General features: G+C 65.3%; 25 protein-coding genes. 14 read left to right on the top strand and 11 right to left on the bottom strand.

The genetic code is table 11. The annotated features are described in order from the left end of the window. The gene (locus tag KUV82_RS02735) at nt 1-1,440 is read left to right on the top strand and encodes an NAD(P)-binding protein (protein ID WP_219955376.1); all 1,440 of its coding nucleotides are present in this window, start codon (nt 1-3) and stop codon (nt 1,438-1,440) included. Between the two features lie 58 nt (nt 1,441-1,498). Beyond that, nucleotides 1,499-2,050, top strand: a complete 552-nt coding sequence (locus KUV82_RS02730) for a retropepsin-like aspartic protease family protein (protein WP_258319815.1) — start codon at nt 1,499-1,501, stop codon at nt 2,048-2,050. On the opposite strand, the gene KUV82_RS02725 is transcribed toward KUV82_RS02730, so the two are convergent. Continuing rightward, complete coding sequence (locus KUV82_RS02725) at nt 2,047-3,276, bottom strand: hypothetical protein (protein ID WP_219955375.1); 1,230 nt, start codon at nt 3,274-3,276, stop codon at nt 2,047-2,049. The genes KUV82_RS02730 and KUV82_RS02725 overlap by 4 nt on opposite strands. Nucleotides 3,277-3,387: 111 nt before the next feature. On the opposite strand from KUV82_RS02725, the gene KUV82_RS02720 reads away from it, so the two are divergent. After that, nucleotides 3,388-4,095, top strand: a complete 708-nt coding sequence (locus tag KUV82_RS02720) for a murein L,D-transpeptidase catalytic domain-containing protein (RefSeq protein WP_219955374.1) — start codon at nt 3,388-3,390, stop codon at nt 4,093-4,095. Nucleotides 4,096-4,101: 6 nt separating this feature from the next. On the opposite strand, the gene KUV82_RS02715 is transcribed toward KUV82_RS02720, so the two are convergent. Further along, nucleotides 4,102-5,469: a L,D-transpeptidase family protein gene (locus tag KUV82_RS02715; protein WP_258319814.1), complete on the bottom strand. Its 1,368-nt coding sequence runs from the start codon at nt 5,467-5,469 to the stop codon at nt 4,102-4,104. A 209-nt stretch (nt 5,470-5,678) separates the two neighbouring features. Here KUV82_RS02715 and KUV82_RS02710 point away from each other — a divergent pair, with 209 nt between their 5' ends. Then, nucleotides 5,679-6,557, top strand: a complete 879-nt coding sequence (locus KUV82_RS02710; protein ID WP_219955372.1) for a DMT family transporter — start codon at nt 5,679-5,681, stop codon at nt 6,555-6,557. Here the strand turns inward: KUV82_RS02710 and KUV82_RS02705 are convergent. Further along, on the bottom strand, nt 6,554-6,709 hold the full coding sequence (locus KUV82_RS02705; RefSeq protein WP_219955371.1) for a hypothetical protein: 156 nt from the start codon (nt 6,707-6,709) through the stop codon (nt 6,554-6,556). The two genes, KUV82_RS02710 and KUV82_RS02705, sit on opposite strands and share 4 nt — an antisense overlap. Before the next feature lie 218 nt (nt 6,710-6,927). Here KUV82_RS02705 and acnA point away from each other — a divergent pair, with 218 nt between their 5' ends. From acnA to KUV82_RS02685, 4 genes are all read left to right on the top strand, one after another. Continuing rightward, the gene (gene acnA, locus KUV82_RS02700; protein WP_219955370.1) at nt 6,928-9,603 is read left to right on the top strand and encodes an aconitate hydratase AcnA; all 2,676 of its coding nucleotides are present in this window, start codon (nt 6,928-6,930) and stop codon (nt 9,601-9,603) included. Next, nucleotides 9,603-10,025, top strand: coding sequence for a rhodanese-like domain-containing protein (locus tag KUV82_RS02695; RefSeq protein WP_219955369.1), 423 nt, complete (start codon nt 9,603-9,605; stop codon nt 10,023-10,025). Before acnA ends, KUV82_RS02695 begins: the two co-directional genes overlap by 1 nt. 99 nt (nt 10,026-10,124) lie before the next feature. Beyond that, nucleotides 10,125-10,910: a hypothetical protein gene (locus tag KUV82_RS02690; protein ID WP_219955368.1), complete on the top strand. Its 786-nt coding sequence runs from the start codon at nt 10,125-10,127 to the stop codon at nt 10,908-10,910. 105 nt (nt 10,911-11,015) lie between these two features. After that, entirely contained in the window at nt 11,016-11,411 is a 396-nt protein-coding gene (locus KUV82_RS02685) for a hypothetical protein (protein WP_219955367.1), read from the top strand. A 607-nt stretch (nt 11,412-12,018) separates the two neighbouring features. Here KUV82_RS02685 and ruvB read toward each other — a convergent pair. The 5 genes from ruvB to ruvA are packed head-to-tail and all read right to left on the bottom strand — an operon-like array spanning nt 12,019 to nt 15,137. Further along, the gene (ruvB, locus tag KUV82_RS02680) at nt 12,019-13,044 is read right to left on the bottom strand and encodes a Holliday junction branch migration DNA helicase RuvB (protein WP_219955366.1); all 1,026 of its coding nucleotides are present in this window, start codon (nt 13,042-13,044) and stop codon (nt 12,019-12,021) included. Then, nucleotides 13,041-13,583, bottom strand: a complete 543-nt coding sequence (locus KUV82_RS02675) for a DsrE family protein (RefSeq protein WP_219955365.1) — start codon at nt 13,581-13,583, stop codon at nt 13,041-13,043. The genes ruvB and KUV82_RS02675 overlap by 4 nt, the downstream gene beginning before the upstream one ends. Nucleotides 13,584-13,595: 12 nt before the next feature. After that, on the bottom strand, nt 13,596-14,147 hold the full coding sequence (locus KUV82_RS02670; protein WP_219955364.1) for a DsrE family protein: 552 nt from the start codon (nt 14,145-14,147) through the stop codon (nt 13,596-13,598). Beyond that, nucleotides 14,140-14,538: a GFA family protein gene (locus KUV82_RS02665; protein WP_219955363.1), complete on the bottom strand. Its 399-nt coding sequence runs from the start codon at nt 14,536-14,538 to the stop codon at nt 14,140-14,142. Before KUV82_RS02665 ends, KUV82_RS02670 begins: the two co-directional genes overlap by 8 nt. After that, nucleotides 14,535-15,137, bottom strand: a complete 603-nt coding sequence (ruvA, locus tag KUV82_RS02660) for a Holliday junction branch migration protein RuvA (protein WP_219955362.1) — start codon at nt 15,135-15,137, stop codon at nt 14,535-14,537. Before ruvA ends, KUV82_RS02665 begins: the two co-directional genes overlap by 4 nt. Before the next feature lie 80 nt (nt 15,138-15,217). Between ruvA and aroC the strand changes: the two genes are divergently transcribed. The 6 genes from aroC (at nt 15,218) to KUV82_RS02630 (ending at nt 22,297) form a co-directional block, all read left to right on the top strand. Further along, the gene (gene aroC / locus KUV82_RS02655; protein ID WP_219955361.1) at nt 15,218-16,285 is read left to right on the top strand and encodes a chorismate synthase; all 1,068 of its coding nucleotides are present in this window, start codon (nt 15,218-15,220) and stop codon (nt 16,283-16,285) included. Between the two features lie 48 nt (nt 16,286-16,333). After that, nucleotides 16,334-16,687, top strand: a complete 354-nt coding sequence (locus tag KUV82_RS02650) for a thiol-disulfide oxidoreductase DCC family protein (RefSeq protein WP_219955360.1) — start codon at nt 16,334-16,336, stop codon at nt 16,685-16,687. A 143-nt stretch (nt 16,688-16,830) separates the two neighbouring features. Beyond that, nucleotides 16,831-17,397 carry an alkyl hydroperoxide reductase subunit C gene (gene ahpC, locus KUV82_RS02645; protein ID WP_219955359.1) on the top strand — a complete coding sequence of 189 codons (567 nt, stop codon included), beginning with the start codon at nt 16,831-16,833 and terminating at the stop codon, nt 17,395-17,397. Between the two features lie 170 nt (nt 17,398-17,567). Next, nucleotides 17,568-19,157, top strand: coding sequence for an alkyl hydroperoxide reductase subunit F (gene ahpF, locus KUV82_RS02640; RefSeq protein WP_219955358.1), 1,590 nt, complete (start codon nt 17,568-17,570; stop codon nt 19,155-19,157). Nucleotides 19,158-19,357: 200 nt separating this feature from the next. Next, nucleotides 19,358-21,574 (top strand): catalase/peroxidase HPI, encoded by a 2,217-nt coding sequence (gene katG / locus KUV82_RS02635; protein ID WP_219955357.1) that lies wholly within the window; start codon nt 19,358-19,360, stop codon nt 21,572-21,574. 108 nt (nt 21,575-21,682) lie between these two features. Continuing rightward, nucleotides 21,683-22,297, top strand: a complete 615-nt coding sequence (locus KUV82_RS02630) for a Pr6Pr family membrane protein (RefSeq protein ID WP_219955356.1) — start codon at nt 21,683-21,685, stop codon at nt 22,295-22,297. Here KUV82_RS02630 and KUV82_RS14255 read toward each other — a convergent pair. From KUV82_RS14255 to KUV82_RS02615, 3 genes are all read right to left on the bottom strand, one after another. Beyond that, nucleotides 22,281-22,634, bottom strand: a complete 354-nt coding sequence (locus KUV82_RS14255) for a Smr/MutS family protein (RefSeq protein ID WP_309148091.1) — start codon at nt 22,632-22,634, stop codon at nt 22,281-22,283. The two genes, KUV82_RS02630 and KUV82_RS14255, sit on opposite strands and share 17 nt — an antisense overlap. Before the next feature lie 206 nt (nt 22,635-22,840). Next, nucleotides 22,841-24,034 carry a murein transglycosylase A gene (gene mltA / locus KUV82_RS02620; RefSeq protein WP_219955354.1) on the bottom strand — a complete coding sequence of 398 codons (1,194 nt, stop codon included), beginning with the start codon at nt 24,032-24,034 and terminating at the stop codon, nt 22,841-22,843. A 28-nt stretch (nt 24,035-24,062) separates the two neighbouring features. Beyond that, a complete protein-coding gene (locus tag KUV82_RS02615) occupies nt 24,063-24,716 on the bottom strand; it encodes a Tim44/TimA family putative adaptor protein (RefSeq protein WP_219955353.1) in 654 nt (217 codons plus the stop codon). Between the last annotated feature and the right edge of the window lie 21 nt (nt 24,717-24,737).

The following is a 24,737-nucleotide window of genomic DNA, read 5'->3' as shown; positions in this document are numbered from 1 at the left end:
ATGGAACGCGCCCAGACCGATTATCTCATCATCGGTGCGGGCGCGGTCGGCCTCACCTTTGCCGACACCCTGCTCGCAGAAGACCCCGAGGCGCACGTCACCTTCGTCGACAAGCACGCCAAGCCGGGCGGTCACTGGAACGACGCCTACAGCTTCGTCGCGCTGCACCAGCCGAGCACGAGCTACGGCGTAAACTCGCTCGCCTTCCCGGGCGAACATGTCGACTCGACCGGCCACAACGCCGGCATGCTGGCACTGGCGAGCGGACCCGATGTGCTCGCCTATTTCGAGCGCGTGATGGACACGGTGCTGATGCCTACCGGCCGGGTCACCTATTATCCCCTGTCCGAATACCGCGGCGACGGGCGCATCGTGCAGCTCCTGTCGGGTGAGGAAACGCATGTCGAGATCCGCCGCCGCGAGGTCGATGGTACGTTCTACCAGACCTCAGTTCCCTCGACGCATACCCGCAACTTCGCCGTCGCCGACGGCGTGCGGATCGAACCTCCCGGTGCGCTGCCCGGGTTGTGGATGCAGACTGACAACCTGCCCGCACACTATGTCGTGCTCGGCGCGGGCAAGACGGCGATGGACACGGTCATCTGGCTGCTCGAAGCAGGTGTACCGGAAAGCGCGGTAAGCTGGGTCCGTCCGCGCGAATCCTGGCTGATAAACCGCAGCCGCGTTCAACCGGGTGAAGCCGGGTTCGACAAGGCGATGGACTGGCAGATCGCGCACTTCAAGTCAGCCATCGGTGCCAAGGACGGTGCCGAGATGCTGAGGCTGATGGGCGAAGACGGCCATTTCCTTCGCATCGATGAGAACATCGAGCCGGAAATGTTCCACTACGCCACGATCTCCGAAGGGGAGATCGACATCCTGCGCCGGGTGACCAACGTCATCCGGGCCGGCCGCGTGCAGCGGATCGACCCGGGCAAGCTCGTCTTCGCCGGGGAAACGGTCGACGTGCCGGAGAACACGCTGTTCGTCGACTGTACCGCATCGGCCGTGCCCTTCGAAGCGCGCCAGCAGCGTTCGCCCGTCTTTACGCAGGACCGCATTGTCCTGCAGCCGCTTCACGTGCCGCTTGTCACGCTCAGCGCCGCCGTGGCCGCCTATCTCGAAGTCCACGGGAAGGATGATGCGGAGCGCAATGCGCTTGCAACGCCAGGTCCGCTCACCGACACGCCGCAGACCTACCCCTACGCCTACATGACCACCATGGCGAACCGCCGGGCCTGGTCGCAGCATTCCGGCCTCGCCGCCTTCCTGGCGCAATCGCGGGTCGACCCGATGGGCCCGACCCTTGCCGCGCTGATGGCAAAGCAGAGCCCCTTGCTCGCCCGGATGGCTGAAATGGGCGAGTGGGCGCAGAAGGCGACACCCGACCTGATGCGGCTCGGCATGCAGGCGGCTGCGCTCCACGAAAAGACCAGCTGACAGCAACGCGAGCCGGGCTTTACCCGGATTTAACGCCGCAGGGCGCACCATATGCGCCATGCGTGAAGCCGTTTTTCTTGCTGTTGCCGTCGTGGCCTTTGTCGGCGCCGCTTTCGTGCCCGGCGGGGCGATGGATTCGGCTACCGAAAGCGCGGAAACGCTGGTCGAGGCAGAACCGCGCGTGCTTCACGCCGGGTCTGCGCCCTCTGCAGGCAAAGGCGACAGCTACGCCGCATGGGCCGCGGGTTCGACCGCATTGCCGCGATCGGCCGACGGGCATTTCTACGCCGATGCCGCTGTGAACGGCGCTTCGGTCAACTTCCTCGTCGACACCGGGGCGAGCATGGTCGCGCTGACCGGTGCCGATGCCCGCGCGGCCGGCATCCACTGGTCCGACGCCGATGTTCGCGCGGTAGCGCGCGGCGCTTCCGGCCCGGTCTATGGCGTCAACCTGACGCTCGACCGCGTGACCCTCGGCGGTCACGAGGCGCGCAATGTCAGCGCCATCGTCGTACCCGAAGGGCTCGGTATCTCCCTGCTCGGCCAGAGCTTCCTTTCGACGATCCAGCCGGTCCGGATCGAGAACGACCAGATGGTGCTCGGGGGCTAGCGCTCCGCAAGCGGGGTCGCGGCGCGGCCCTTCGCGGTGGTGATCAGATAGTCATAGCCGAGAACGGTAAAGCGCGTCATCGGGTCGAGGCCCTGCAAGCCCTTGTTGCGCAGCGCCCGCTTCACAGGCTCCATCGGAATCACGAAATGCCCTTCGCCGGCATCGACTGGGCCAAGGTCCACTCCGGCCTGTTCCAGGGCCGCGCGCAGCTTTCCGGCGTCGACCTGCTTGATGGCAAACGGTCCATCGGGCGATGGCATGACCCCAATCTGCTCGCCTGCGAGCGGCAGGTAGGCGATGTGCAAGACCTCCATGGCGTTTGCCGCAGCCATGCCCTCAAGGAGTGAGCCGAGGTCGAAGGTCGCCATGGACGAGGTCGATCGTCCGGCATGGGTGGAGCCGCCCTTCAGGATCACCTTGGGCGGCTTGCCCTCGCGGCGCGCGGCCGTGTGATAGGCGTCGAGGAAGGTTTCGCGGATGAGCGCGACCCGGTCGAGATTGTTGTCCAGTCCACGCCCCTTCAGGTAGTGGCCGTATATCTTCGCGCTTCGCTCCATCGCATCGACAAGGGCGAGCTTTACGCTGTCCGCGGCGAACGCCTCACGAAGCGCCGCCCATTGCTCGGGCGTTGCGGCGAAGAAGAACACGGCCCCCTGATTGCCGCTCGAAAAGGCTTCACGCTCTGTCGCAAGCAGCTCTGACAAGAGCGCGCGCGCCTCGTCGCTGGCGCCCTCCTGCAGCTCGGCAAAGTGGATCAGGGGGGAACCTATGAACTCCTGGTCCCAGCCCCACAGACGTCCGCGTTCGAGGAATTTCTCGGCGGCCTGCGCTTCCTCGCGCATGTTGAGGAATGGCACCGCCAGGGGAATGCCTTCAAGCCGCCCGGCAAGCGCTTCGGTCCCGCCATCGGAAAGAACATCGCCAAGCCACTGGGTCGAATAGGGACCGACTTCGATGGCGTAGGTATCGAAGCCGTAGCTCGCTCCCTCGACGCTCATCGCCGTCACCAGGCGGGGAGCATCGGCAAACCCATGGTCTTCGCCAATCGCCACGAACTGGGCATCGGCAAGCTCGGCCCGCAGCGGGTCCGCACCTGGTCCGGCAAGACCGCTTTCGCCGAACTCGATTGCCATTGGCTCGATGGTAGGAGTATCGCCGGCGTCCTGCGCGCTGGCGGGCGCGGCCATGAGCGAAACGGCAAGGGCAGCAAGGGCGGGCAGGCGCATGATCCACTCTCCAATGGTGTATTATGTGAATAACTCACTAAGGAGTGGCGGCAGGTCGGTCAAGCAATCCGTTTATGGTCCCGCAAGGCGTTCCGTGGTAATGCATCACCCATGAATCGGCGCGATATCCTCAAGGGAACGCTGGCGGCCGGGGCCGCAGCCGCCCTGCCCACACGCCTCTTTGCGCAGGCCAATCCCACCGCTGCGCGCGATGCCAGGCTGCTGGCCATTGCCCGCGAGGAGCTTGAACGTGTCGGTAGCAAGGTCTGGCGCAAGGACATTGTCGGCCTCGCCGATTTCGGGCTGCATTCCGCCGAGAAGCGCTTCCACTTCGTCGATGTCGAGAACGAGCGCGTGGCGAGCTATCACGTGAGCCACGGGACCGGTTCCGACGGCGAGCACGACGGCTGGCTCAAGCGCTATTCGAATATCGAGGGGAGCGAAGCCTCCAGCCGCGGCGCCTTCATGACCCGCAGCTGGTACGTGGGCCGCTATGGCACTTCGATCCGCCTCGATGGTCTCGACGAGACGAATTCCAACGCCCTGCCGCGTGCCATCGTGATGCACCAGGCGAATTACGCGACACCCGAGCATGTCGACCGCTGGGGCCGCCTCGGCCGCTCGAACGGCTGTTTCGCGATGGGCCCGGTCCAGTTCGACCGCGCGCTGATCGACTTGTCCGGCGGACGTCTGCTGGTGGCGGGAAGCTATGGCCTCGCCGAAGACGGCAGCACCGTTCGCCCGCCGGTGTCGCAGTACGATCTGCTGCAACGCGACGACGGCTCGACCTTCAGCCGCACCAATCCCGGCGTTTTCTAAGCCCTCTTAGCTGGTCTGCAGGTCGTCGATGATCTCGACGACTTCCTCGCTCGTCTTGCGCGCCCGCTCCCGCTGGCGCGGCGCGTCGAGCGCGGCGAGCACCGGCGCATCACGGCCGTAGATGTCGTCGAACTGGCGCAGCTCGCCGTTCACATCCACGCCGTACGTGAAATAGGTGATATAGGCGGGCCACTGCTTTTCCATCGGATAGCGCGTGTACTTGCGCGAAGCCGTGATCTCGGAAACTTCCTGCTGGATCGCGGGCAGGTCTTCACGGCTCGAAGCGTTGCCGAGCATGGCCATGGTCATGGCCAGCTCGCGCGCACCCTGCACGCGGATGCAGCCGTGGCTAAGCGCACGGTTGTCGCGCGCGAACAGCGCCTTGGCCGGCGTGTCATGGAAGAAGATCGCGTGCGGGTTGGGCATGTCGAGCTTCATCAGGCCGAGCGAATTGCCCGGCCCCGGCTGCTGGACCACAGTGACCCAGCCGTTGGCGCCCTTGGTCGCCTTGTAGCCATTGGCCCGTGCCCAGCCGGGATTGTTCAGCACGCGGGCACCCAGCCCCTCACCCTTCACGATCGATTGCGGCACGGTCCAGGTCGGGTTGAAGATCACCGCTTCGACCATCTCGGCAAGCTGCGGCGTCGCGGTACGGCCGGGTTTGCCGACGACCACGCGGTAATTCTTGATGATCTTGTCGTTGACCGTCAGCCGCAGCTGGTACTCTGGCACGTTGGACAGCAGGTAGCGCTTGCCGAGGTCGCGGGCGAGCCAGCGCCAGCGGTCCATATTCGCCCGGATGAGCTTGCGCTTCGCAGGATCGGTGGTGACGGCAAGCTCGTCGCGCAGGCGCGCATAATCGGGCGAGGTCGGATTGAGCGCCTCGAGCGTGGCTGCGATCCGGCCGGTCTCGGTGGCCGCTTCGAGCAGGCGGTGGGTCGGCAGGCGATCGGCGTCGGGATCGACCACGAACCACTGGCGGCGCGATTCCATCGGAGTGCGGCCATCGCGCAGATCTTCGACCAGCCAGACGAAAATCTCGCTCGCCACTGCGTTCAGCGCGTCGCCTTCGCCGCCCGCGATGGCGGCCTCGAGATCGGCGCTGCGGTAATCGGCGGGCACAAGGCCTTCCGCCTCTGTGCGTGGGATGAAGGCGAGCAGTTCGCGCGCCTGGCCTACCGTCCATTCGCGGACGTAGACCGGCAGCTGCTGCACCACTTCGCCCGATTCCATCTGGATATCGCCAAAGGTCTCGGCAACGCTCGGCTGCTGCGCGCTCATCGGCGTGGATTGCGTGAAATCGGGCAGTTCTTCGCTAGCAACCGTTTCCGGTTCGGGTGGCAGCAAGTCCACCGGACCCGTGTCCTGCGCCATAACGGCACTTGCCCCAAGGGCCGCCGCAGCGGCGGTTCCTGCCAGAAAACGAAAGCGCATCATCGTAACCCTAAAAGTCCCAGGGCGTGCCCCTGCAGCGCGCCCGAAGGGAATATTAACCCAAGCCGGGCCGCTAATCCATCACTCCCGCTTTCGCGCAGCTGAATTAGCGGCTGACGGGCGGGCAAAGCAGCGATACAGCCCCGTGCATGAAGGCGGACAACCCTCTCTTGCCCCTTGCGGTCACCGCCTTTGCGGTGGCGAGCCTGTCGCTGATGGACGCCTTCATGAAAAGCGCCGCCCTGGCCGTAGGCGCGCTGACCGCCGCCTGGCTGCGCTCGGCGCTGGCGACCAGCATTGCCCTGCCGCTGTGGCTCTCGCGCGGAGGGCGCTGGCCCAAACGCGAGGTCCTCAAGCTGCATCTGCAACGCTCGGTCGTGGCGACCTTCATGGCGCTGACCTTCTTTTACGCCATCACCAAGCTTCCGCTGGCTGAAGCCATCGCGATCAGCTTCATCGCTCCTCTGATCGCGCTCTATCTTGCGCGCATCATGCTCGGCGAGACGATCCGAAAGGAGGCCATCATCGCCTCTCTGCTGGGGTTTGCTGGGACACTCGTCATCATCGGCGGCAAGGTGGGAGAAGCGGATTTCGACGAGGAGACCGCGCTCGGCCTTGCCTCGATCCTAACCTCAGCTTTGCTCTACGCTTACAGCTTCATCCTGATCCGCCGGCAATCGCAGGTCGCAGGTCCGTCGGAAATCGCTACCTTCCATTCAGGGGTTTCGGTCGTGCTTTTGGGATTGGCCGTGCCGTTCCTGTTCGAAATGCCCGACCGCTCGACCTGGATCGACCTGGTCGCGGCGGCCTTGCTGACTGTGGCAGGCGCCATGGCGTTTGCCTGGGCCTACGCCCGGGCCGAGGCGCAGGTTCTCGTACCGCTCGAATATTCGGGCTTCCTGTGGGCCTCGCTGTTCGGCTGGTTGTTTTTCTCGGAGGATCTGACCGCACCGACCGTCATCGGCACCGCGATAATCATCGGATCCTGCTGGGTCGCCACGCGCCGGCCCCGGCCTGCCGCCAGCTAGTCCGCCTTGGCGATCGGTCCGGCGGTTGCCGCTTCTGCCGATCGGTCGGCAAAGGTGAAGGCCGCCGTAAAGCAGCCGGCAACGCCGAGCGCCGCAGCCGTGATTGCGATACGAAGGTGCTTTTGCGAGCGCTTCTTTTTCGGCTCTGTCATCGTTTTCTCCATCCCCGGGAGCGTCTTCGCCCTCTCGAGAGTACATGCCCCAATTTAGCCTTAATAAGCCCTGAAGCGGTGCGACCGTTCCCCAAAAGGTCTATGTTGCACTGCCGCAGACTTGATTTTTCCCGCGTTCCGGCGCAGGTGCGCGGCACATTCCGCCGCCCCGCCCATTGGTCGGGTGACGGCCCCCTAACGAAAGGACAGATGCGCGCATGACCCAGGTCGGCAAGGACACGCTCGGAACCCGCTCCACCCTCACCGTGAACGGCAAGGATTACGCCTATTATTCCTTCGCCAAGGCCGAGGAAAAAATCGGCGATGTGTCGAAGCTTCCTTTCAGCCTGAAGGTCCTGCTGGAAAACATGCTGCGCTTCGAGGACGGCGGCTTCACCGTCTCGACCGATGACGTCCAGGCGATTGCCGACTGGCAGAAGAACCCGGCGACCGGCAAGGAAATCCAGTATCGCCCGGCGCGCGTGCTGCTGCAGGACTTCACCGGCGTGCCCTGCGTGGTCGACCTTGCCGCCATGCGCGATGCGATTTCGAAGCTCGGCGGCGATACCGCCAAGATCAACCCGCAGGTTCCGGTGAACCTCGTGATCGACCACTCGGTCATGGTCGACGAATTCGGTCACCCCAAGGCCTTCGAAAAGAACGTCGAACTCGAATACGCCCGCAACGCGGAACGTTACGACTTCCTCAAGTGGGGCTCGAAGAGCTTCCAGAACTTCACCGCCGTGCCCCCGGGCACCGGCATCTGCCACCAGGTGAACCTTGAGTATCTGGGCAAGGGCGTGTGGTCTTCCGAAGGCACCGACGGCCAGATGGTCGCCTATCCCGACACCTGTGTCGGCACCGACAGCCACACCACCATGATCAACGGCCTCGGCGTGCTGGGCTGGGGCGTCGGCGGGATCGAAGCCGAAGCGGCCATGCTCGGCCAGCCGGTCTCGATGCTGATCCCCGAAGTCGTCGGCTTCAAGCTGACTGGCGCGATGGCCGAAGGTGTCACCGCCACCGACCTCGTGCTGACCTGCGTGCAGATGCTGCGCGAAGTCGGCGTGGTCGGCCGTTTCGTCGAATTCTACGGCGAAGGCGTTGCCAACCTCACCCTCGCCGACCGTGCGACGATCGCCAACATGGCGCCCGAATATGGCGCGACCTGCGGCTTCTTCGGCATCGACGACAAGACCCTCGAATACATGCGCCTCACCGGCCGCGACGAAGACACGATCGCGCTGGTCGAAGCCTATTCGAAAGAACAGGGCATGTGGTTCACGCCGGAGAACGAGCCGGTCTTCACCAAGACCCTCGAGCTCGACATCTCCAAGGTCGTACCCAGCCTCGCCGGCCCGAAGCGCCCGCAGGACCGCGTCGCGCTGCCGCAGGTGGACGAGCTGTTCAACGGCGACCTCAAGTCGCTCTACAAGAAGGACGCGCCGGTTCGCGTCGATGTCGAAGGCAAGGACCATGATGTCGGCGACGGCGACGTCGTGATCGCGGCCATCACCAGCTGCACCAACACCTCCAATCCCGACGTGCTGATCGCCGCCGGCCTCGTCGCCAAGAAGGCGCGCGAGAAGGGCCTGGCGCCCAAGCCGTGGGTCAAGACCAGCCTCGCACCGGGCTCGCAGGTCGTCACCGACTATCTCGAGAAGAGCGGCCTGCAGGACGATCTCGACGCCATGGGCTTCGACCTCGTCGGCTATGGCTGCACCACCTGCATCGGCAACTCGGGCCCGCTCGCCCCGCCGATTTCGAAGGCGATCAACGGCAACGACATCGTCGCCGCTTCGGTTCTCTCGGGTAACCGCAACTTCGAAGGCCGCGTGTCGCCCGACGTGCGCGCCAACTTCCTCGCCTCGCCGCCGCTCGTGGTCGCCTACTCGATCCTCGGCACGGTCACGACCGACATCACGGAAACCCCGCTGGGCCAGGACCAGGACGGTAACGACGTGATGCTGGCCGACGTGTGGCCGACCAACGAGGAAGTGCGCGAACACCGCACCAAGAACATCGACCGCGACATGTTCGAAACCCGCTACGCCGACGTCTACAAGGGCGACGAGCACTGGCAGGCGATCAAGGTCGAAGCCTCGGACACCTACACCTGGAACCCGACCAGCACCTATGTGGCGAGCCCGCCCTACTTCGAAGGCATGGGCATGGAGCCGGCTCCGGTCACCGACATCACCGATGCGAAGCCGCTGGCCATCCTCGGCGATTCGACGACGACGGACCACATTTCGCCTGCCGGTTCGATCAAGGAAGACAGCCCGGCAGGGGCGTACCTCAACAGCCACCAGGTTTCGAAGCAGGACTTCAACTCCTACGGCTCGCGCCGCGGCAACCACGAAGTCATGATGCGCGGCACCTTCGCCAACATCCGCATCAAGAACGAAATGGTCCCGGGCGTCGAAGGTGGCGAAACCGTCTACAATGGCGAACAGATGCCGATCTACGACGCCGCGATGAAGCACAAGGAAGACGGCACTCCGCTGGTGGTCATCGCCGGCAAGGAATACGGCACGGGTTCGAGCCGTGACTGGGCCGCCAAGGGCACCATCCTGCTGGGCGTTCGCGCCGTGATCGTCGAAAGCTTCGAGCGTATCCACCGCTCGAACCTCGTCGGCATGGGCGTGCTGCCGGTCCAGTTCAAGGACGGCGACACGCGCGCCAGCCTGGGCCTGACTGCCACCGACAGCTTCAGCATCAAGGGCCTTGCCGACCTGACGCCGGGCCAGGACATCGAAGTCGAGGTTACCCGCGAAGACGGCTCGACCTTCAGCTTCACCGCTCTCTGCCGCATCGATACGGCCAACGAAATGGAATACTACCGCAACGGCGGCATCCTCCATTACGTTCTGCGCAAGCTCGCAGCGGCCTGATGCAGCGCGCGCTCATAGCGGGGCTGGCGGCGGCATCGCTTGCTGCCTGCTCCGCCGATGCGCGTGACGCTGCCGATGCGGATGCGGATGCGATAGCAACCTTCTCGGGCTCGGTCCTTGAGATCGGGCCCGGAGCCCTTGCCGCACGCATTGAGGCCGGCGAGGCGATCCAGTTGATCGACGTGCGCTCGCCCGAGGAATTTGCCGAGGGTCATCTGGAGGGCGCGATCAACATTCCGCTCGACAGCTTCGATCCGGCAACCCTGCCCGATCCCGCAGGAGCCGAGCGCGTCCTCTACTGCCGGTCAGACCGCCGATCGGGGCTGGCTGCAGACCGGCTCGCACAAAGCGGTGCCGACGCCGTGCACATGGATGGCGGGATCCTTGCCTGGATGGACGCCGGGCTCCCGACAGCCGAATAGGCACCTAAGCGCCCTACCTCTCGATCCCATAGCAAAAGGGCGGCCCCGCGAGGGACCGCCCTTTTCGTTTGCCGGAAGCCGGGCCCCTAGGCGCCGCGCTTGATCCGCCACTTGCGGCGCGAGAGGATCGCGGCCGCCGCCATGCCGAACAGCGCCATCATCGGCGGCGCCGGCACATCGGTGCCGCTGCTGGTTCCGCCCGAGCTCGAGCTCGAGGAGCTGCTGCTCGACGACGAGCTCGACGAGGACGACGAACTGCTCGAAGACGAGGAGCTGCTGGAGCCCGAGGAGCTCGTGCTCGACGATACGTTGCCGGTGCTCGAACCGCTGGTCGAGACGCCGCCCGAAGACGAGCTTGACGAGCTGGAGCTGGACGAGCTGCTCGAAGACGAGGACGAGGAACCGCCGCTCGACGAGCCGCCGGAGGACGAGCCGCCGCTCGAACCACCCGAAGAGCCGCCCGACGAACCACCGCTGGAGCCGCCCGAGGACGAGGAACTGCTCGACGAAGACGAGGACGAGGACGAGCTGGAGGACGACGAACCGCCGCTGGAGCCACCCGACGAACCGCCACTCGAACCGCCCGAGGAGCCGCCGCTGGAGCCGCCCGACGAGCCACCACTCGAACCGCCCGACGAACCGCCGCTCGAACCGCCCGAAGACGACGAGCTGCTGGACGAGGAGGAGGAAGAGGAGCTCGACGAGGACGAACCGCCGCTCGAGGAACCGCTACCGCCGCTCGAGCCACCCGACGAACCGCCGCTGCTGGAGCCGCCGCTCGACGACGAAGAACCGCCGCTGGAGGACGAGGAACTGCCCGACGAACCGCCGCTCGAGGACGAAGAACCGCCCGACGAACCGCCGCTGCTGCCGCTCGATCCGTGACCGCCCGAGCTCGATCCGTCACCACCGCCCGAAGACGAGCTCGAGCTGGACGAGGAGGAGGACGACGAGCTGCTCGACGAAGAGGAGCTGCTCGAGGACGTCGAGGTGGAGACGCCGCCGGTCGAAGTGGTCGTGGTGGTCGAAACCCCACCGGTCGAGGTCGAGACACCACCCGTCGAGGTCGAAACGCCGCCAGTGGAGGTCGAGACACCGCCAGTGGAGGTGGACACGCCACCGGTCGAGGTCGAAACTTCACCGGTCGTCGTGGTCGACGTGATGCCGCCAGTCGAGGTTGACGTGGAGCTTCCGCCCGTCGTCGTTGAGATCGTGCCCGAAGAGGTCGAAGTGCCGCCGGTCGAGGTCGTGGTCGAAACGTCGACGATCACGTCGGGCGTCTCGCCACCCGTGGTGGTGGTCGAATTGACGACGACGCTGCCGCCGCCACCGCTCGAACCGGTGAAGAAGCCGCCGAAGAAACCGCCGCCGAAGCCGCCGCCGTAGCCGCCACCGTAGCCACCGCCACCGATCGAACGGGCCGAGCCGCCGCCACCCACAGGTGCAGCCGCCGGTAGCGGGGGAACGGGTACAGGTACCATCGCCTGGCGATAGACCGGCGGGCAGATGTTGTTCGGGTTGTAGGCCGCTTCGGGCGATTCGGCCGGGACACACTCGATCTCGCGCGGGATCGTACGCGCACGCGGCACGGTCGGGCGCGGCACGGCGCGCGGCGTGGCCTGCTTGACGTACTTGACCTGCTTGACCGCCTTGGACTTGTATTGCGGATCGTCGGTGATCGGCTGTTCGGCGACATGCACCGCGCCGCCCGCGAGGAGCGCACCGCCCGCTGCGGTGGCCGAGAGTTTTGCTAGTGCTGACTTGACCGACATAGCCGAGACTTCCTTTTGCGACCGGACAGGGACAAAGGAATTTCCGCCCCGTGCCGCGATCTTTCAGTTCCCTTTCGCGAATCCCCTAAAGTGGAACTCGCGCAAATTTACGGATCGCTAGTGCACCCAGAAAGTAAATTTTTCGCGGAAATGCGAGGCTTGCGCAAGGCCCGTCCCGTTTCGGGACCCTATTGCGTGACATTCTTACCGCAGCGGTAACCCTATGCGTCGAACATATCGCTTTGCGGTTTGGACGGCGGGGTCATCCCGAGGTGGCTCCAGCCGCCGTCGTTCAGGCAGCGCCCCCGCGCGGTCCGGGCAATCAGGCCGAGCTGGATCAGGTAGGGCTCGATCACCTCCTCGACCGTGTCGCGCGGTTCGGAAAGGCCTGCCGCCAGCGTCTCCACGCCAACCGGTCCGCCCTTGTAGGTGGTCGCAATCATGGTGAGATAGCGGCGGTCCATCGCATCGAGGCCGAGCGAATCGACCTCCAGCCGGGTCAGCGCCTCGTCGGCAACCTTGCTCGTGACCACGGGCTCTTCCAGCACACTCGCGAAATCGCGCACACGGCGCATCAGGCGTCCGGCGACGCGAGGGGTGCCGCGCGAACGGCGGGCGATTTCGCGCGCGCCGCCCTCGTCGATGCCCATGCCGAGCAGCCCTGCCCCGCGCGTGACGACCTTGAGCAGTTCGTCCTCGGTGTAGAAATTGAGGCGTACCGGGATGCCGAAACGGTCACGCAAGGGCGTGGTCAGAAGGCCCTGGCGCGTGGTCGCGCCGACCAGCGTGAAGGGCGGCAGGTCGATCCGCACGCTGCGCGCCGAGGGCCCCTCGCCAATGATGATGTCGAGCGCGCGGTCCTCCATCGCGGGATAGAGCACTTCCTCTACCACCGGATTGAGCCGGTGGATCTCGTCGATGAAGAGGACGTCATTGGGCTCGAGGTTGGTCAGCAGCGCGGCCAAATCGCCCGCCTTGGCGATTACCGGTCCGCTGGTGGCGCGGAAACCGACACCCAGTTCCTTGGACACGATCTGCGCCAGCGTGGTCTTGCCGAGGCCCGGCGGGCCGAAGAACAGCACATGATCCATCGCCTCGCCACGATTCTTCGCGGCCTCTATGAACACGCGCAAATTCTCGCGCGCCGCCTTCTGCCCAACGAACTCGCCAAGCGATTTCGGGCGCAGCGCCGCGTCCGGGTCTTCCGGCTGCCGGTCGGGCGAATGGAGGGGGACGGGTTCGGTCACGGGATATTCTGGAAGCCTCTGTCGTGCAATGTCGAGGTCACGACCGTCTGCGAAAGGGTCATGATGACGCCCGGGATCAGGTCCTCATTCGCGATACCGCGATAGTTGGCGGATTGCCCGCAAATGTAGAACTCGACGCCTTCGGCGATCATCGCCTTTACCGCATCGACGCTTCCGTGAGTACGGCCAGGATACTGCTCCTCGTAGCGCTCGCGGCTGACGATGTCGTAGCCCGCCGGTCCATGAACGACGATCGCCACTTCGATATGCTCGCGCGGGACTCCGTGGGCGACGAGCAGGTTGATGTAACGCGCCGCGCTGTCGAAGCGCCAGTTGAGCTCGCCGTCCTCGGCCCCGTCGGTCGCATCGAAGATCGCGCGATACCGCTGGTCAGCGCCGACCGGCAGCTGGTTTTCGACCACCGTCCAGTCGCCGAACTCGGTGAAGATCGGGCCGCTACGCGTCTCAAGTTCCTGAGCAGCGGCGGGCGCGGCAGCAAGGGCCAGGAGCGAGGCAAGAAGGGCAAGCAGGATACGCATGGGTCGTCTCCCTTAAAACGGGTTCACCGAATAACCCGCCTGCTGCAGCAGCGCGTGGGCGGTCATGGCGGAGAGCGCCATTTCGATGCCGGGAATGAGGTCGTCCGGCGTAATGCCATGCGCGGCCGCGCTCTGGCCGCACAGGATCACCCGCACGCCCACATCGAGCAGGTCGCGCACGAGGGCGTGGCTGCCGTTGACACCGCTCTGGCCCTTGGCCTCCCAGGCGCTTTGACGCAGCAGGTCCATCGAGGCGTCGCCATGGACCACCACGGCGACAGCAATGTCCTCCGCCTCTACGCCGGCGGCCGCGTGCATATTGATGAAGCGCGCCGCGCTTTCGATATAGCGGTTCGCCTTGCCGTTCTTGGCCGCTTCCGAAACGTCGAAACTGTGCCTGAGCTCCGTGGCCTCCGGCACAGCCGCGGCCCCGGCGACCGGCGCGTGCGGGCCGAAGTCATCGAACACCGGCCCGGTCTTGAACGCGCTCATGTCCTGCGCTGCAAGGGGCATTGCCAACACGAACAGCGGGATTGCGACAAGGTGCCGCAGCCGATCAGTCATAATGCTCAATTCCCTCTCCGGCGATCTGCGCCCAGCTGTGCTTGCGCTCTTCATAGACAGAGAAGGCGGGCGCGGGGAAATCCGGATCGGCAAAAGCGCCCACGGCCACCGCGACGAGATCGGCTTGCCGGTCGTGGGTGAACCACACGGTCGACCCGCAGGTCGGGCAGAAATGCGTTGTGATCGCCCCACCATCATCACCCTTGCGCTGCCAGCTGCTGTTCTCGCCTGTGAACACCACGTCGTCCGATGCAAACCGCGCCTGTGCCGCAAAGGAAGAGCCGCTGCGTTTCTGGCAATCGAGGCAATGGCACACGGAAACGCGCGCAGGTTCGCCCCGACATGTCGCCGAAAGCTGCCCGCATTGGCATGTTGCCGTTCTGGTGGTCATCCCGCTGCTCTCTTCAACGCGACGCGGATGAGGTCGCCCTCGCTCGCGCCGTCTCCCAACTCACTTTGTGCCGCCGCGACCGCGCGGGCGGCAACGGCCGGCTTGAAGCCGAGGTTTTCGAGCGCGCTGACCGCATCGGCGCTTGCCCCGCCTGCAGGAGCCGCCGGAGCGCCAGCCGTCCCGCCGCCGCCCGGCAGCGCGCCGGCCTTGTCCTTCAGCTCGTTGACGATGCGCCCGGCCAGTTTCGGCCCGACGCCGTTTGCCCGCGCGACCATCGCCGCATCGCCGTTGGCGCAGGCCTGCTGCACCTCGCCGGTCGACAGGGCGGAAAGGATCGCAAGCGCAACCTTGGACCCGACGCCCTGCACCTGCGTGAGCAGGCGGAACCAGTCACGCTCGGCCGCTTCGGCAAAGCCCAGCAGGCGCATATCGTTCTCGCTCACCTGCAGGTCGGTGTAGACGGTGCAAGCCTCTCCCACCTCGCCCAGCGCGGCGAGCGTCTTGGTCGAGCAATGGACGAGATAGCCGACGCCCGAAACGTCGATCACCGCCCAGTCGCTACCGGTTTCGTCGAGCAGGCCTTTCAGCTTCGCAATCATGGTTTGTTCTTGCGGCACAAGACAAGATTGGTCCAGTCACAATGGACAGCGCCCCACAGTTGCGGGCATGAGGCCAATCCATGAGCTGGAATACCTTCGGACGCGCATTGCGCTTTACAACCTGGGGCGAAAGCCACGGCCCCGCGATCGGCGCGGTGGTCGACGGGTGCCCGCCGAGCATCGCCCTTTCGGAAGAGGACATCCAGCCCTTCCTCGATGCGCGGAAACCCGGGCAGAACAAGTTCACCACCCAGCGCAAGGAGCCGGACGCGGTCCGCATCCTGTCGGGCGTGTTCGAAGGCAAAACGACCGGCACGCCGGTCAGCCTGCTGATCGAGAACACGGACCAGCGTTCGAAAGATTACTCCGAGATCGCCAACTCCTACCGGCCCGGCCACGCCGACTACGCCTATGACGCGAAGTACGGCTTTCGCGACTATCGCGGCGGCGGGCGGTCGAGCGCGCGCGAGACGGCGATGCGCGTGGCGGCGGGCGCGGTGGCGCGCAAGATCATCCCCGAGGTCTCGATCCTCGCCTATGTGGCCGAAATCGGCGGTGACCGGATCGATCTGGCCAATTTCGATGCCGAGGAAATCGAGCGCAATCCCTTCTGGTGTCCCGACGCAGAGGCGGCAAAGCGCTGGGAGAAACTGGTCGACGAGGCACGCAAGGCGGGTTCCTCGCTCGGCGCGGTGGTCGAATGCGTGGCCGAGGGAGTGCCTGCCGGATGGGGCGCGCCGATCTACGCCAAGCTAGACAGCGACCTTGCCGCAGGAATGATGACGATCAACGCGGTCAAGGGCATCGAGATCGGCGACGGGTTCGAAGCCGCGCGCCTGACGGGCGAGCAGAACGCCGACCCGATGCGCCCCGGAAACGACGGTCCGCGTTTCGAAGCCAATCACGCCGGCGGCGTTGCGGGAGGCATTTCGACAGGGCAGCCGGTGGTGTGCCGCGTGGCCTTCAAGCCGACGAGCTCGATCCTCACGCCCGTCGACAGCATCACCCGCGATGGCGAGGCGACCGAAGTGCGCACCAAGGGCCGCCACGACCCCTGCGTTGGCATTCGCGGCACGCCGGTTGTGGAAGCGATGATGGCCCTGGTGCTGGCCGATCACAAACTGCTGCACCGCGCGCAATGCGGCTGACCGACACCGGTCCTTGCGCCCTGTTCTGAGCACACCCATCTCAGCAGCATGCCGAGCGACCTGACAGTCTGGTTCGATGGCGCCTGCCCGCTGTGCAGGCGCGAAATCGCACTGTTGCAGCGGCTCGACCGGCGCGGTGCGATCCGCTTTGTCGATGTGGCGGACGGTGCCCCCGAATCCTGCCCGGTCGATCACGCCGATCTGCTGGCCCGCTTCCACGCAAGCGAGGACGGTACGGTGGTATCGGGCGCCGCGGCCTTTGCCGCCATGTGGCGCGCCATCCCCATTCTCCGCCCGCTTGGGCTGCTGGCCCGCAACGGGCTGGTGCTGTCCGTTCTGGAGAGGCTTTACCGGGGATTTCTCCGTATCCGGCCACGCCTGCAGCGGCTGTTTGCCTATTGAACCCTACGGAAAGCTGGACTTTTCGAAAGTTCCAGCCGTGTGATTGAAAAAATCGATGTTCGCTATCGCACAAAATCGCTTTTGTGCATCGCAACACGCCCTATCTGACACCCATCAGTTTCACCCCCTATTTGGAGATAACCATGGGTATCATCGGATCGCAGATCAAACCGTTCACCGCCACCGCCTTCCAGGCCGGCAAGGACTTTTTCGACGTCACCGACGAAGACGTTAAGGGCAAGTGGGCCGTCTTCTTCTTCTACCCGGCCGACTTCACTTTCGTCTGCCCGACCGAACTGGAAGACCTCGGCGAGCAGTACGCCATGCTCCAGAAGATGGACGTCGAAGTCTACGCCGTGTCGACCGACACGCACTTTAGCCACAAGGCATGGCACGACACCTCGGACAAGATCGGCAAGCTGCAGTTCCCGTTCCTGGGTGACCAGAACCACGTCCTCGCAACCAACTTCGACGTGCTGCGCGAAGGCGTCGGCCTTGCCGACCGCGCAACCTTCGTCGTCGATCCGGACGGTGTGATCCAGATCATGGAACAGACCTGCGAAGGCGTCGGCCGCAACGCCAACGAACTGGCCCGCAAGATCAAGGCCGCCCAGTACGTCCGCGCCAACCCCGGCCAGGTTTGCCCGGCAGCCTGGGAAGAAGGCAGCGACACGCTGGCTCCCTCGCTCGACCTCGTCGGCAAGATCTAAGCGGTTCAGCTGCAAGACAGATCGGGCGGCCTAGCGCCGCCCGTACAAAAGCCCGAGCTCAAGAACTCGGGTCGCTGGAAGGCCCGGGGCTCCCCCTCCCCCCCGCCCCGGGCCTTTTCCCTCCCGGAAATTTTCAAGCCTTCCACCCACTCGACGCCCGGAGTCCGCCCATGCTCGACGCAACGATGACCCAGCAACTCAAGACCTACCTCGCCAATCTGCGCGAGCCGGTCGAACTCGTCGCCTCGCTAGGTGACGACGCCAAGAGCGCGCAGACGCGCGAACTGCTGGAGGAAATCGCTGCGCTGCACGATTACGTCAGCGCCAGCTTCGACGGCACCGACACGCGAAAGCCCAGTTTCGTGATCCGCCGCGCAAGCGATGCGGAAAAGTGGGTCCGCTTTGCCGGCCTGCCGATGGGTCACGAGTTCACTTCGCTCGTGCTCGCGCTGCTGTGGGCCGGTGGACATCCGCCCAAGGTCGACGCCGACCTGCTCGAACAGGTTCGCGGGCTCGAAGGCGATTTCAATTTCGAGATGTATTTCTCGCTCTCGTGCCACAACTGCCCCGACGTGGTGCAGGCCCTCACCCTGATGGCGCTGGAAAATCCGCGCATCACGGCGACGCTGATCGAGGGCGGCACCTTCCAGGACGAGGTCGACAGCCGCGACGTCATGGCCGTCCCCGCCACCTTCCTGAACGGCGAGCCCTTCTACAACGGCAAGATGGAACTGGCCGAGATCCTCGCGAAGCTGGACACTGGCAGCGAGGAAAAGGCGGCCGAGAAGCTGAGCGCCAAGGATCCGTTCGAGGTGCTCGTGATCGGCGGCGGTCCGGCTGGCGCGGCGAGCGCTATCTATACCGCCCGCAAGGGCTTTCGTACCGGCATCGCGGCCGAACGCTTCGGCGGCCAGCTGCACGACACGCTCGGCATCGAAAACCTGCCCGGCACGCCCTACACCGAAGGGCCGAAGCTGGCCGGTGAACTCAAGCGCCACGTCGGCGAATACGACATCGACCTGATGGACCTCGCAAAGGCAGTAAAGCTTGTCCCGGCGAAGGAAGAAGGCGGGCTCCACACGGTCGAGCTCGGTAACGGCGCGAGCCTCAAGGCGCGCAGCCTGATCCTTGCGACCGGCGCGCGCTGGCGCAACCTCGGCGTCCCCGGTGAGGCGGAATACCGCAACAAGGGCGTCGCCTACTGCCCGCACTGCGATGGCCCGCTGTTCAAGGGCAAGCGCATCGCGGTGATCGGTGGCGGCAATTCGGGCGTCGAGGCGGCGATCGACCTCGCCAAGATCGTCGGTCACGTCACGCTGATCGAGTACGACGCCAAGCTGCGCGCCGACGAGGTGCTGCAGGCAAAGCTGCATTCGATGCCCAATGTCGAGATCGTCACCAGCGGCCAGACGACGGAAATCACCGGCGCCGATGGCAAGGTCAACGGTCTCGTCCTCAAGGACCGCGCATCGGGCGAGGAACGCCGGATCGAGCTTGAAGGCGTGTTCGTCCAGATCGGCCTCGTCCCGAACACCGAATGGCTGCAGGAATCGGGCCTCGAGCTCACTAAGTTCGGCGAGATCGTCACCGACGAGGAAGGCCGCACCAACCTGCCCGGTGTCTTCGGCGCGGGCGATGTAACCGATGTGCCCTACAAGCAGATCGTCGTGGCGATGGGCGAAGGCTCGAAAGCGGGCCTGTCGGCCTTCGATTACCTGATCCGCACCGAACCGGCCGAGGACATCGCCCAGGCCGCCTGAATTTGACACAGATCAGTCACGAAAGCGTCGTCATTCCAACGGGATGGCGGCGCTTTTCGCATCTGGGGCACGCCTCACCACATCATCGCCTAATCCAATCAATTCCACGCAATTAATCGATTGGACGAATTACATCAAAAGGCGCATCTCCTCATCCATCACAGATTTCAGCGAGTCTCGATTGAGAGGAGAGACAGATAATGGATGCCAAGACAGGTGAAATGAGCGGCTGCCCCTTCCACGGCGACGGCGGGGTCCGCAGCCTGCTGGGCCGCACCAACCGCGATTGGTGGCCCGACCAGCTGCAGCTCGACATCCTCCAGCAGGGCGGGCGCAGCCCCGACCCAATGGGCGAGGATTTCGACTATTGCGAAGCCTTCAACGCGCTCGACTACAACGCGCTCAAGGCCGACCTCACCGCGCTCATGACCGACAGCCAGGATTGGTGGCCGGCAGACTACGGCCACTACGGCCCGTTCTTCATCCGCATGGCGTGGCACGCCGCCGGCACCTATCGCACGGGCGATGGTCGCGGCGGTGCGGGCAGCGGGCAGCAGCGCTTTGCCCCGCTCAACAGCTGGCCCGACAACGGGAACCTCGACAAGGCCCGCCGCCTGCTGTGGCCGATCAAGCAGAAGTACGGCAAGCACATCAGCTGGGCCGACCTCTTCATCCTCACCGGCAACGTCGCCATCGAATCGATGGGCGGCCCGGTGTTCGGCTTCGGCGGCGGCCGTGCCGACGTGTTCGAGCCGGAAACGGTTTACTGGGGCACCGAAGAGCTTTGGGTCGATACGGGCGCAGAAACCCGCATTCAGCCGCAGGAAGGCATGGCGCTGGAAAACCCGCTCGCGGCGATCCAGATGGGCCTCATCTACGTCAATCCGGAAGGCCCCGGCGGCAACCCGCATGACGCAGAAGGCATGGCGCGCGACATGCGCGAAACCTTCGCCCGCATGGCCATGAACGACGAGGAAACCGTCGCCCTGACCGCCGGCGGTCATGCCTTCGGCAAGGCGCATGGTGCCAAGCCCTCCGACACCTTCGGCCAGGCTCCGGAAGGCGAAAACCTTCACACCATGGGCTTCGGCTGGCTGACCGACCCCGAGGAAATCGGCAAGGGTCACATTACCACTTCGGGCATCGAAGGCGCCTGGACGCCGAACCCGACGCAGTGGGGCGGCGACTATTTCCGTCTGCTGTTCAAGTACGACTACGAACTCGTGCAGAGCCCGGCCGGTGCCAATCAGTGGCAGCCGATCAACCCGGACCCCGAGGACATGGCGCCCGACGCGCGCGATCCGTCCAAGAAGGTCCCGACGATGATGACCACGGCCGACATGGCGCTGAAGCGCGATCCGGAATACCGCAAGATTTCGGAGAAGTTCCTCAACGACCAGGCCGCGCTCGACGATGCCTTCGCCCGCGCGTGGTTCAAGCTGTGCCACCGCGACATGGGTCCCAAGGTCCGTTACCTCGGCCCCGAAGTGCCCGAAGAGGACCTGATCTGGCAGGATCCGATCCCCGAAGGCACCACTCCGTCGGACAGCGCCGTCGCCGACTTCAAGAAGGCCGTGCTCGATAGCGGCCTGTCGGTCAGCGCGCTGGTCAAGGCAGCCTGGGCTTCGGCCTCGACCTACCGCAATTCGGACCATCGCGGCGGCGCCAACGGTGCGCACATCCGCTTCGATGCGGTCAAGAACTGGGCGGTCAACGATCCCGAAGAGCTGGGCGGCGTGCTCGCCAAGCTCGACGAACTGCGCGGCGACATCTCGATGGCTGATGCCATCGTGCTGGGCGGCGCGGCCGCGATCGAGAAGGCGGCCAAGGATGGCGGCTTCGACGTCAGCGTCGATGTCACCACCGGACGCGGCGATGCCACCGAAGACCAGTTCGACGCCGAAAGCTTCGAGCCGCTCGAACCCTTCGCCGATGGCTTCCGCAACTACCTCAAGACCAAGGCTTCGGTGAAGACCGAGGACATGCTGGTCGACCGGGCGCACCTGCTCGGCCTGACCATGCCCGAAATGACTGTCCTCCTGGGCGGCATGCGGGCACTCGGCGCGGTCACCAAGCACAGCCAGCACGGCAACAGCATCGGCGTCCTCACCGACAAGCCGGGCGTGCTGTCGAACGACTTCTTCACCAACCTGCTCGAAATGGGCACGGTCTGGGAAGTGGTCGACGAGAGCGGCGACGAGGAGTTCGTCGGACGCGACCGGGCCAGCGGCACCGAGAAGTGGCGCGCCACGCGCACCGATCTCGTGTTCGGTTCGAACTCGCAGCTGCGCGCCATTGCCGAGGTCTATGCCGAGAACGGAAACGAGCAGAAGTTCGTCGACGATTTCGTCAAGGCCTGGACCAAGGTCATGGACGCGGATCGCTTTGACATTTGTTACAAAAAGTACCATAATTAGAGGTCAGACGGCCTGGCTGGTCGTCCACCGAGGGCCCCCGACCTAGCGTCGGGGGCTTTTTTCTTATTTGTCCGTGGTTTACCGCGCAGCATCACAGGTCTTGAAGCTATGGGTCAAAACTACTCCGGCACCGCGCGCATTGTCGCCGGTGTCATTGCCCTTTCGGCACTAGGGGCGCTGGCCCTCCAAACGACACTCAATCTCGACCGAGATGGAACCCCGTTGGTTGCTGCGGGCCTGCTGCTGCGCTTCTTCACCATCTGGAGCAATCTTGCCGCCGGTATCGTGCTGGGACTGGTTGCGCTGGGTCGCCGCGTGCCACCAGCCATCCTGCACGCGCTTGCCACGGCGCTCGCGATTGTCGGCGCGGTCTACTGGGCGCTGCTCTCTGGCGACCACCAACCCGTCGGGCTCGACCGGGTGACGAACCAGTTCCACCACACGCTGGTGCCCGCTGCGACGATCCTGTGGTGGTTCTTCTGGGCCGCCCAGCCCCGCGCGGGTTGGGGCGCCCTGCCCGCCGTCATGGTTGCACCGGTCGCCTATGCTGTCTTCGCGCTTGGCTATGGCGCCCATTCGGGCTTCTACGCCTACTTCTTCCTCGACGCGGGCGCGCTCGGCTGGGGCCAGCTTGCCGTGAACATCGTCGGGCTGGCGCTGTTCTTCCTGCTGGTCGGAGCCCTCCTGATGGCGATCAAGCGCCGCCTCAGCGCTCGCGCTTGAGCACGATGTAGAGCGCGCCGTCACCGCCGTGGCGCTGGTGCGCGCGGCGGACCGCGGCAATGGCCGAATGGTGGCTGGAGGCTGCCAGCCAGTCGAGCACCTTGGCGCGGATTGCCCCGCGCCTCTCGCCTCGATCGGCCGCTTCCACGGGCCTCGGTTTGCCCGTTACGAGCAGGATAGTCCGCACCCCCATGGCGCGCGCCTGCGCTATGCCGCTCATCAGTCGATCATAGGCGGCATCGAGATTGTGCCCATGCAGGTCGAGCGTCAGTTCGGGCTGCAGGGCGCCCGATTTGAGGCGCCGGTCCCAATGCGAATCGAGCCCGCGATCCTGCACGGGTACCGGTGCCGGTGAGGGCGCGGGAACGGGAGGCTTGGGCCTGGCTTGAGGAACGGCACGCGCTTTGGGTTTACGCGGCGCCGGGGGCTGCGCGGGGTGGACCGGAAGCGGCTGCTTTGGGCGCAGGGGATGGAGCGGCCGGACCGTGGCGGCCAGCTTTTCCCAGGCTTGCGCTTCTTCCGCCGAGAGGCCCCGCGGCGAGCTCACCGCCGCGCTTCGAGGCGCTGGATCGTTCCGCGCGGCAGCAATATCTGCGCGGTCCCGCGCGAGCTCATGCCGCCTGCGATCTGGCGGGCATCGTCGCCATTCCCCCAGAAGGTATCGAAGCGGTTTGCGCCCTTGATCGCCCCGCCCGTATCCTGTGCGATCCACAGGCCGTCGGCGACGTCATGCTCCAGGTCGAGGAAGACCGGCGCGCCATAGGGCACGAACTTGGGATCGACCGCGACAGAGGCTTCGCGCCGCACCGGCACACCGAGCGAGCCCAGCGGACCGTCGGTGTCGAGTTCGCGGAAGAAGATCCAGCTCTTGTTGAGCCGCATGACCTCGGCGCCCTCTTTGGGATTGTCGCGGATATAGGCCATGATGCCCTGCATCGAGGTGGCGTAGGGCGTGCCGTCGCCGATCATCCCGCGCTCGCGCATCACCCGGCCAATGCCGACATATTCGCGCCCGTTCTGCCCCGCATAGCCGATCCGCATGAGCGAACCGTCCGGCAGGCGCAGCAGGCCCGAGCCCTGGATCTGGAGGAAAAAGAACTCCACCGGGTCGGCGGCCCAGGCAATTTCCAAGCCCCGATTGGCGAGCGCGCCCTGCTCGATCTCGGCGCGCTCGTAATAGAGGACGAAATTGCCGCTGGCGTCGTAGCGGCCAAGCGGCGGTCGCCCGGTCCGCTCGTTTTCCGGCGTGTCGGCAGGCCAGGCGCGAATGAGTTCGGGCGGCATGGCATAAACCGGTACGTCATAGCCCGGCATGCGGGTCCGGCTGCCGCGGATTTCCGGCTCGTAATAGCCGGTGGCGAAGGCGTCCCCGCCCGCAACCTGCGCGGTTTCGAAGTAGCTCGTGAAGAAACGGCGAGCATCGGACAGCGGCCAGTCGACAGCCGCCTCGCAGGCCGGGCGCCAGTCCTCGCCGTAGGTCAGCCCGCTCGCATCTTCGCGCGTCAGGATCTTGGGGCAGGATTCAATGAAGGACACGAGCGCCGTGCCCGCATCGCCCGATGAAATGCCGAGCGAGCCCACCGCAGCGCCCCGTGCAAGCGGCGCGAAGGCCGCGCTGTCCACGGCCTGCGTTGCCGGCGGGACCGGGTTCGCGGTGCGGGGCGGCTGGCTTTCGGGGACGACACGGATACAGGCGGCCAGCATCAAAGTGGCCGCAATTGCCGTAAGCTTGCGCATGGTCCCTCCCCGCGCGTGTTAGCGGGCGTCAGCCCTCGTCGGTTTCGTCGAGAATCCAGTTCGGATCGGCGGCATCGACATTGCGCATGAACGTCCACACGTCGCGGCTTTCGATCGCATCGTCGAGCGATCCGGCGATCACTGCGCCATCGGCATCGCGCGTAACGGCTGCGATGTCGGCCACGAACAGGACTGCGATCCGGGCGGTGCGGCCGTCCAGCTGCGCGCTGCGAACGGTTGCATCCTCGATCCGGATGAGCCGGTTGTCGAGCGTCTCGCCCGCAGCCTCGCGCGCATCAATCGCGCCGGCGAAGCTTTCGTAGACATCGTCGTCGGTCAGTTCGCGCAGGGTTTCCTTGTCGCCCTTCCAGAAGGCTTCGAGGATCATGCCGTAAGCGCCCTTCGCGCCTTCGAGGAAGCCGAGCAGGTCAAAACCGCCATCGGCTGCCGCAATGGCGCGAACGCCGGCTTCGTTGGCAGGTGCGCGATCATCACCCGGACGCAGCGTGACCGGCTGGCGCACGGGGCGCGGCGCGGCGTCCACCTGCGGCGGCGCTTCGCTGCGTTCGAAACGGTGGGGAATAACCTCTTCCTCATGCTCAGAACGGCGACCGAGCACCGAATAGAGCCGCAGCCCCAGAAAGGCTGCGATCATGGCGAGGATGACGATCTCGGTGATCACGTAACTAACCTGCTTCCCAAC

Origin of the sequence: Qipengyuania flava (assembly GCF_019448255.1) — a bacterium.
GTDB classification, from domain to species: Bacteria; Pseudomonadota; Alphaproteobacteria; order Sphingomonadales; family Sphingomonadaceae; genus Qipengyuania; species Qipengyuania flava_A.
This window is presented reverse-complemented; position numbering and strand designations above follow the sequence as displayed.

Coding starts and splice junctions, on each gene's coding strand:
- KUV82_RS02735 (WP_219955376.1), top strand. CDS start 1: ATGGAACGCGCCCAGACCGATTATCTCATCATCGGTGCGGGCGCGGTC.
- KUV82_RS02730 (WP_258319815.1), top strand. CDS start 1,499: ATGCGTGAAGCCGTTTTTCTTGCTGTTGCCGTCGTGGCCTTTGTCGGC.
- KUV82_RS02725 (WP_219955375.1), bottom strand. CDS start 3,276: ATGCGCCTGCCCGCCCTTGCTGCCCTTGCCGTTTCGCTCATGGCCGCG.
- KUV82_RS02720 (WP_219955374.1), top strand. CDS start 3,388: ATGAATCGGCGCGATATCCTCAAGGGAACGCTGGCGGCCGGGGCCGCA.
- KUV82_RS02715 (WP_258319814.1), bottom strand. CDS start 5,469: ATGGCGCAGGACACGGGTCCGGTGGACTTGCTGCCACCCGAACCGGAA.
- KUV82_RS02710 (WP_219955372.1), top strand. CDS start 5,679: ATGAAGGCGGACAACCCTCTCTTGCCCCTTGCGGTCACCGCCTTTGCG.
- KUV82_RS02705 (WP_219955371.1), bottom strand. CDS start 6,709: ATGACAGAGCCGAAAAAGAAGCGCTCGCAAAAGCACCTTCGTATCGCA.
- acnA (WP_219955370.1), top strand. CDS start 6,928: ATGACCCAGGTCGGCAAGGACACGCTCGGAACCCGCTCCACCCTCACC.
- KUV82_RS02695 (WP_219955369.1), top strand. CDS start 9,603: ATGCAGCGCGCGCTCATAGCGGGGCTGGCGGCGGCATCGCTTGCTGCC.
- KUV82_RS02675 (WP_219955365.1), bottom strand. CDS start 13,583: ATGCGTATCCTGCTTGCCCTTCTTGCCTCGCTCCTGGCCCTTGCTGCC.
- KUV82_RS02670 (WP_219955364.1), bottom strand. CDS start 14,147: ATGACTGATCGGCTGCGGCACCTTGTCGCAATCCCGCTGTTCGTGTTG.
- KUV82_RS02665 (WP_219955363.1), bottom strand. CDS start 14,538: ATGACCACCAGAACGGCAACATGCCAATGCGGGCAGCTTTCGGCGACA.
- ruvA (WP_219955362.1), bottom strand. CDS start 15,137: ATGATTGCGAAGCTGAAAGGCCTGCTCGACGAAACCGGTAGCGACTGG.
- aroC (WP_219955361.1), top strand. CDS start 15,218: ATGAGCTGGAATACCTTCGGACGCGCATTGCGCTTTACAACCTGGGGC.
- KUV82_RS02650 (WP_219955360.1), top strand. CDS start 16,334: ATGCCGAGCGACCTGACAGTCTGGTTCGATGGCGCCTGCCCGCTGTGC.
- ahpC (WP_219955359.1), top strand. CDS start 16,831: ATGGGTATCATCGGATCGCAGATCAAACCGTTCACCGCCACCGCCTTC.
- ahpF (WP_219955358.1), top strand. CDS start 17,568: ATGCTCGACGCAACGATGACCCAGCAACTCAAGACCTACCTCGCCAAT.
- katG (WP_219955357.1), top strand. CDS start 19,358: ATGGATGCCAAGACAGGTGAAATGAGCGGCTGCCCCTTCCACGGCGAC.
- KUV82_RS02630 (WP_219955356.1), top strand. CDS start 21,683: ATGGGTCAAAACTACTCCGGCACCGCGCGCATTGTCGCCGGTGTCATT.
- mltA (WP_219955354.1), bottom strand. CDS start 24,034: ATGCGCAAGCTTACGGCAATTGCGGCCACTTTGATGCTGGCCGCCTGT.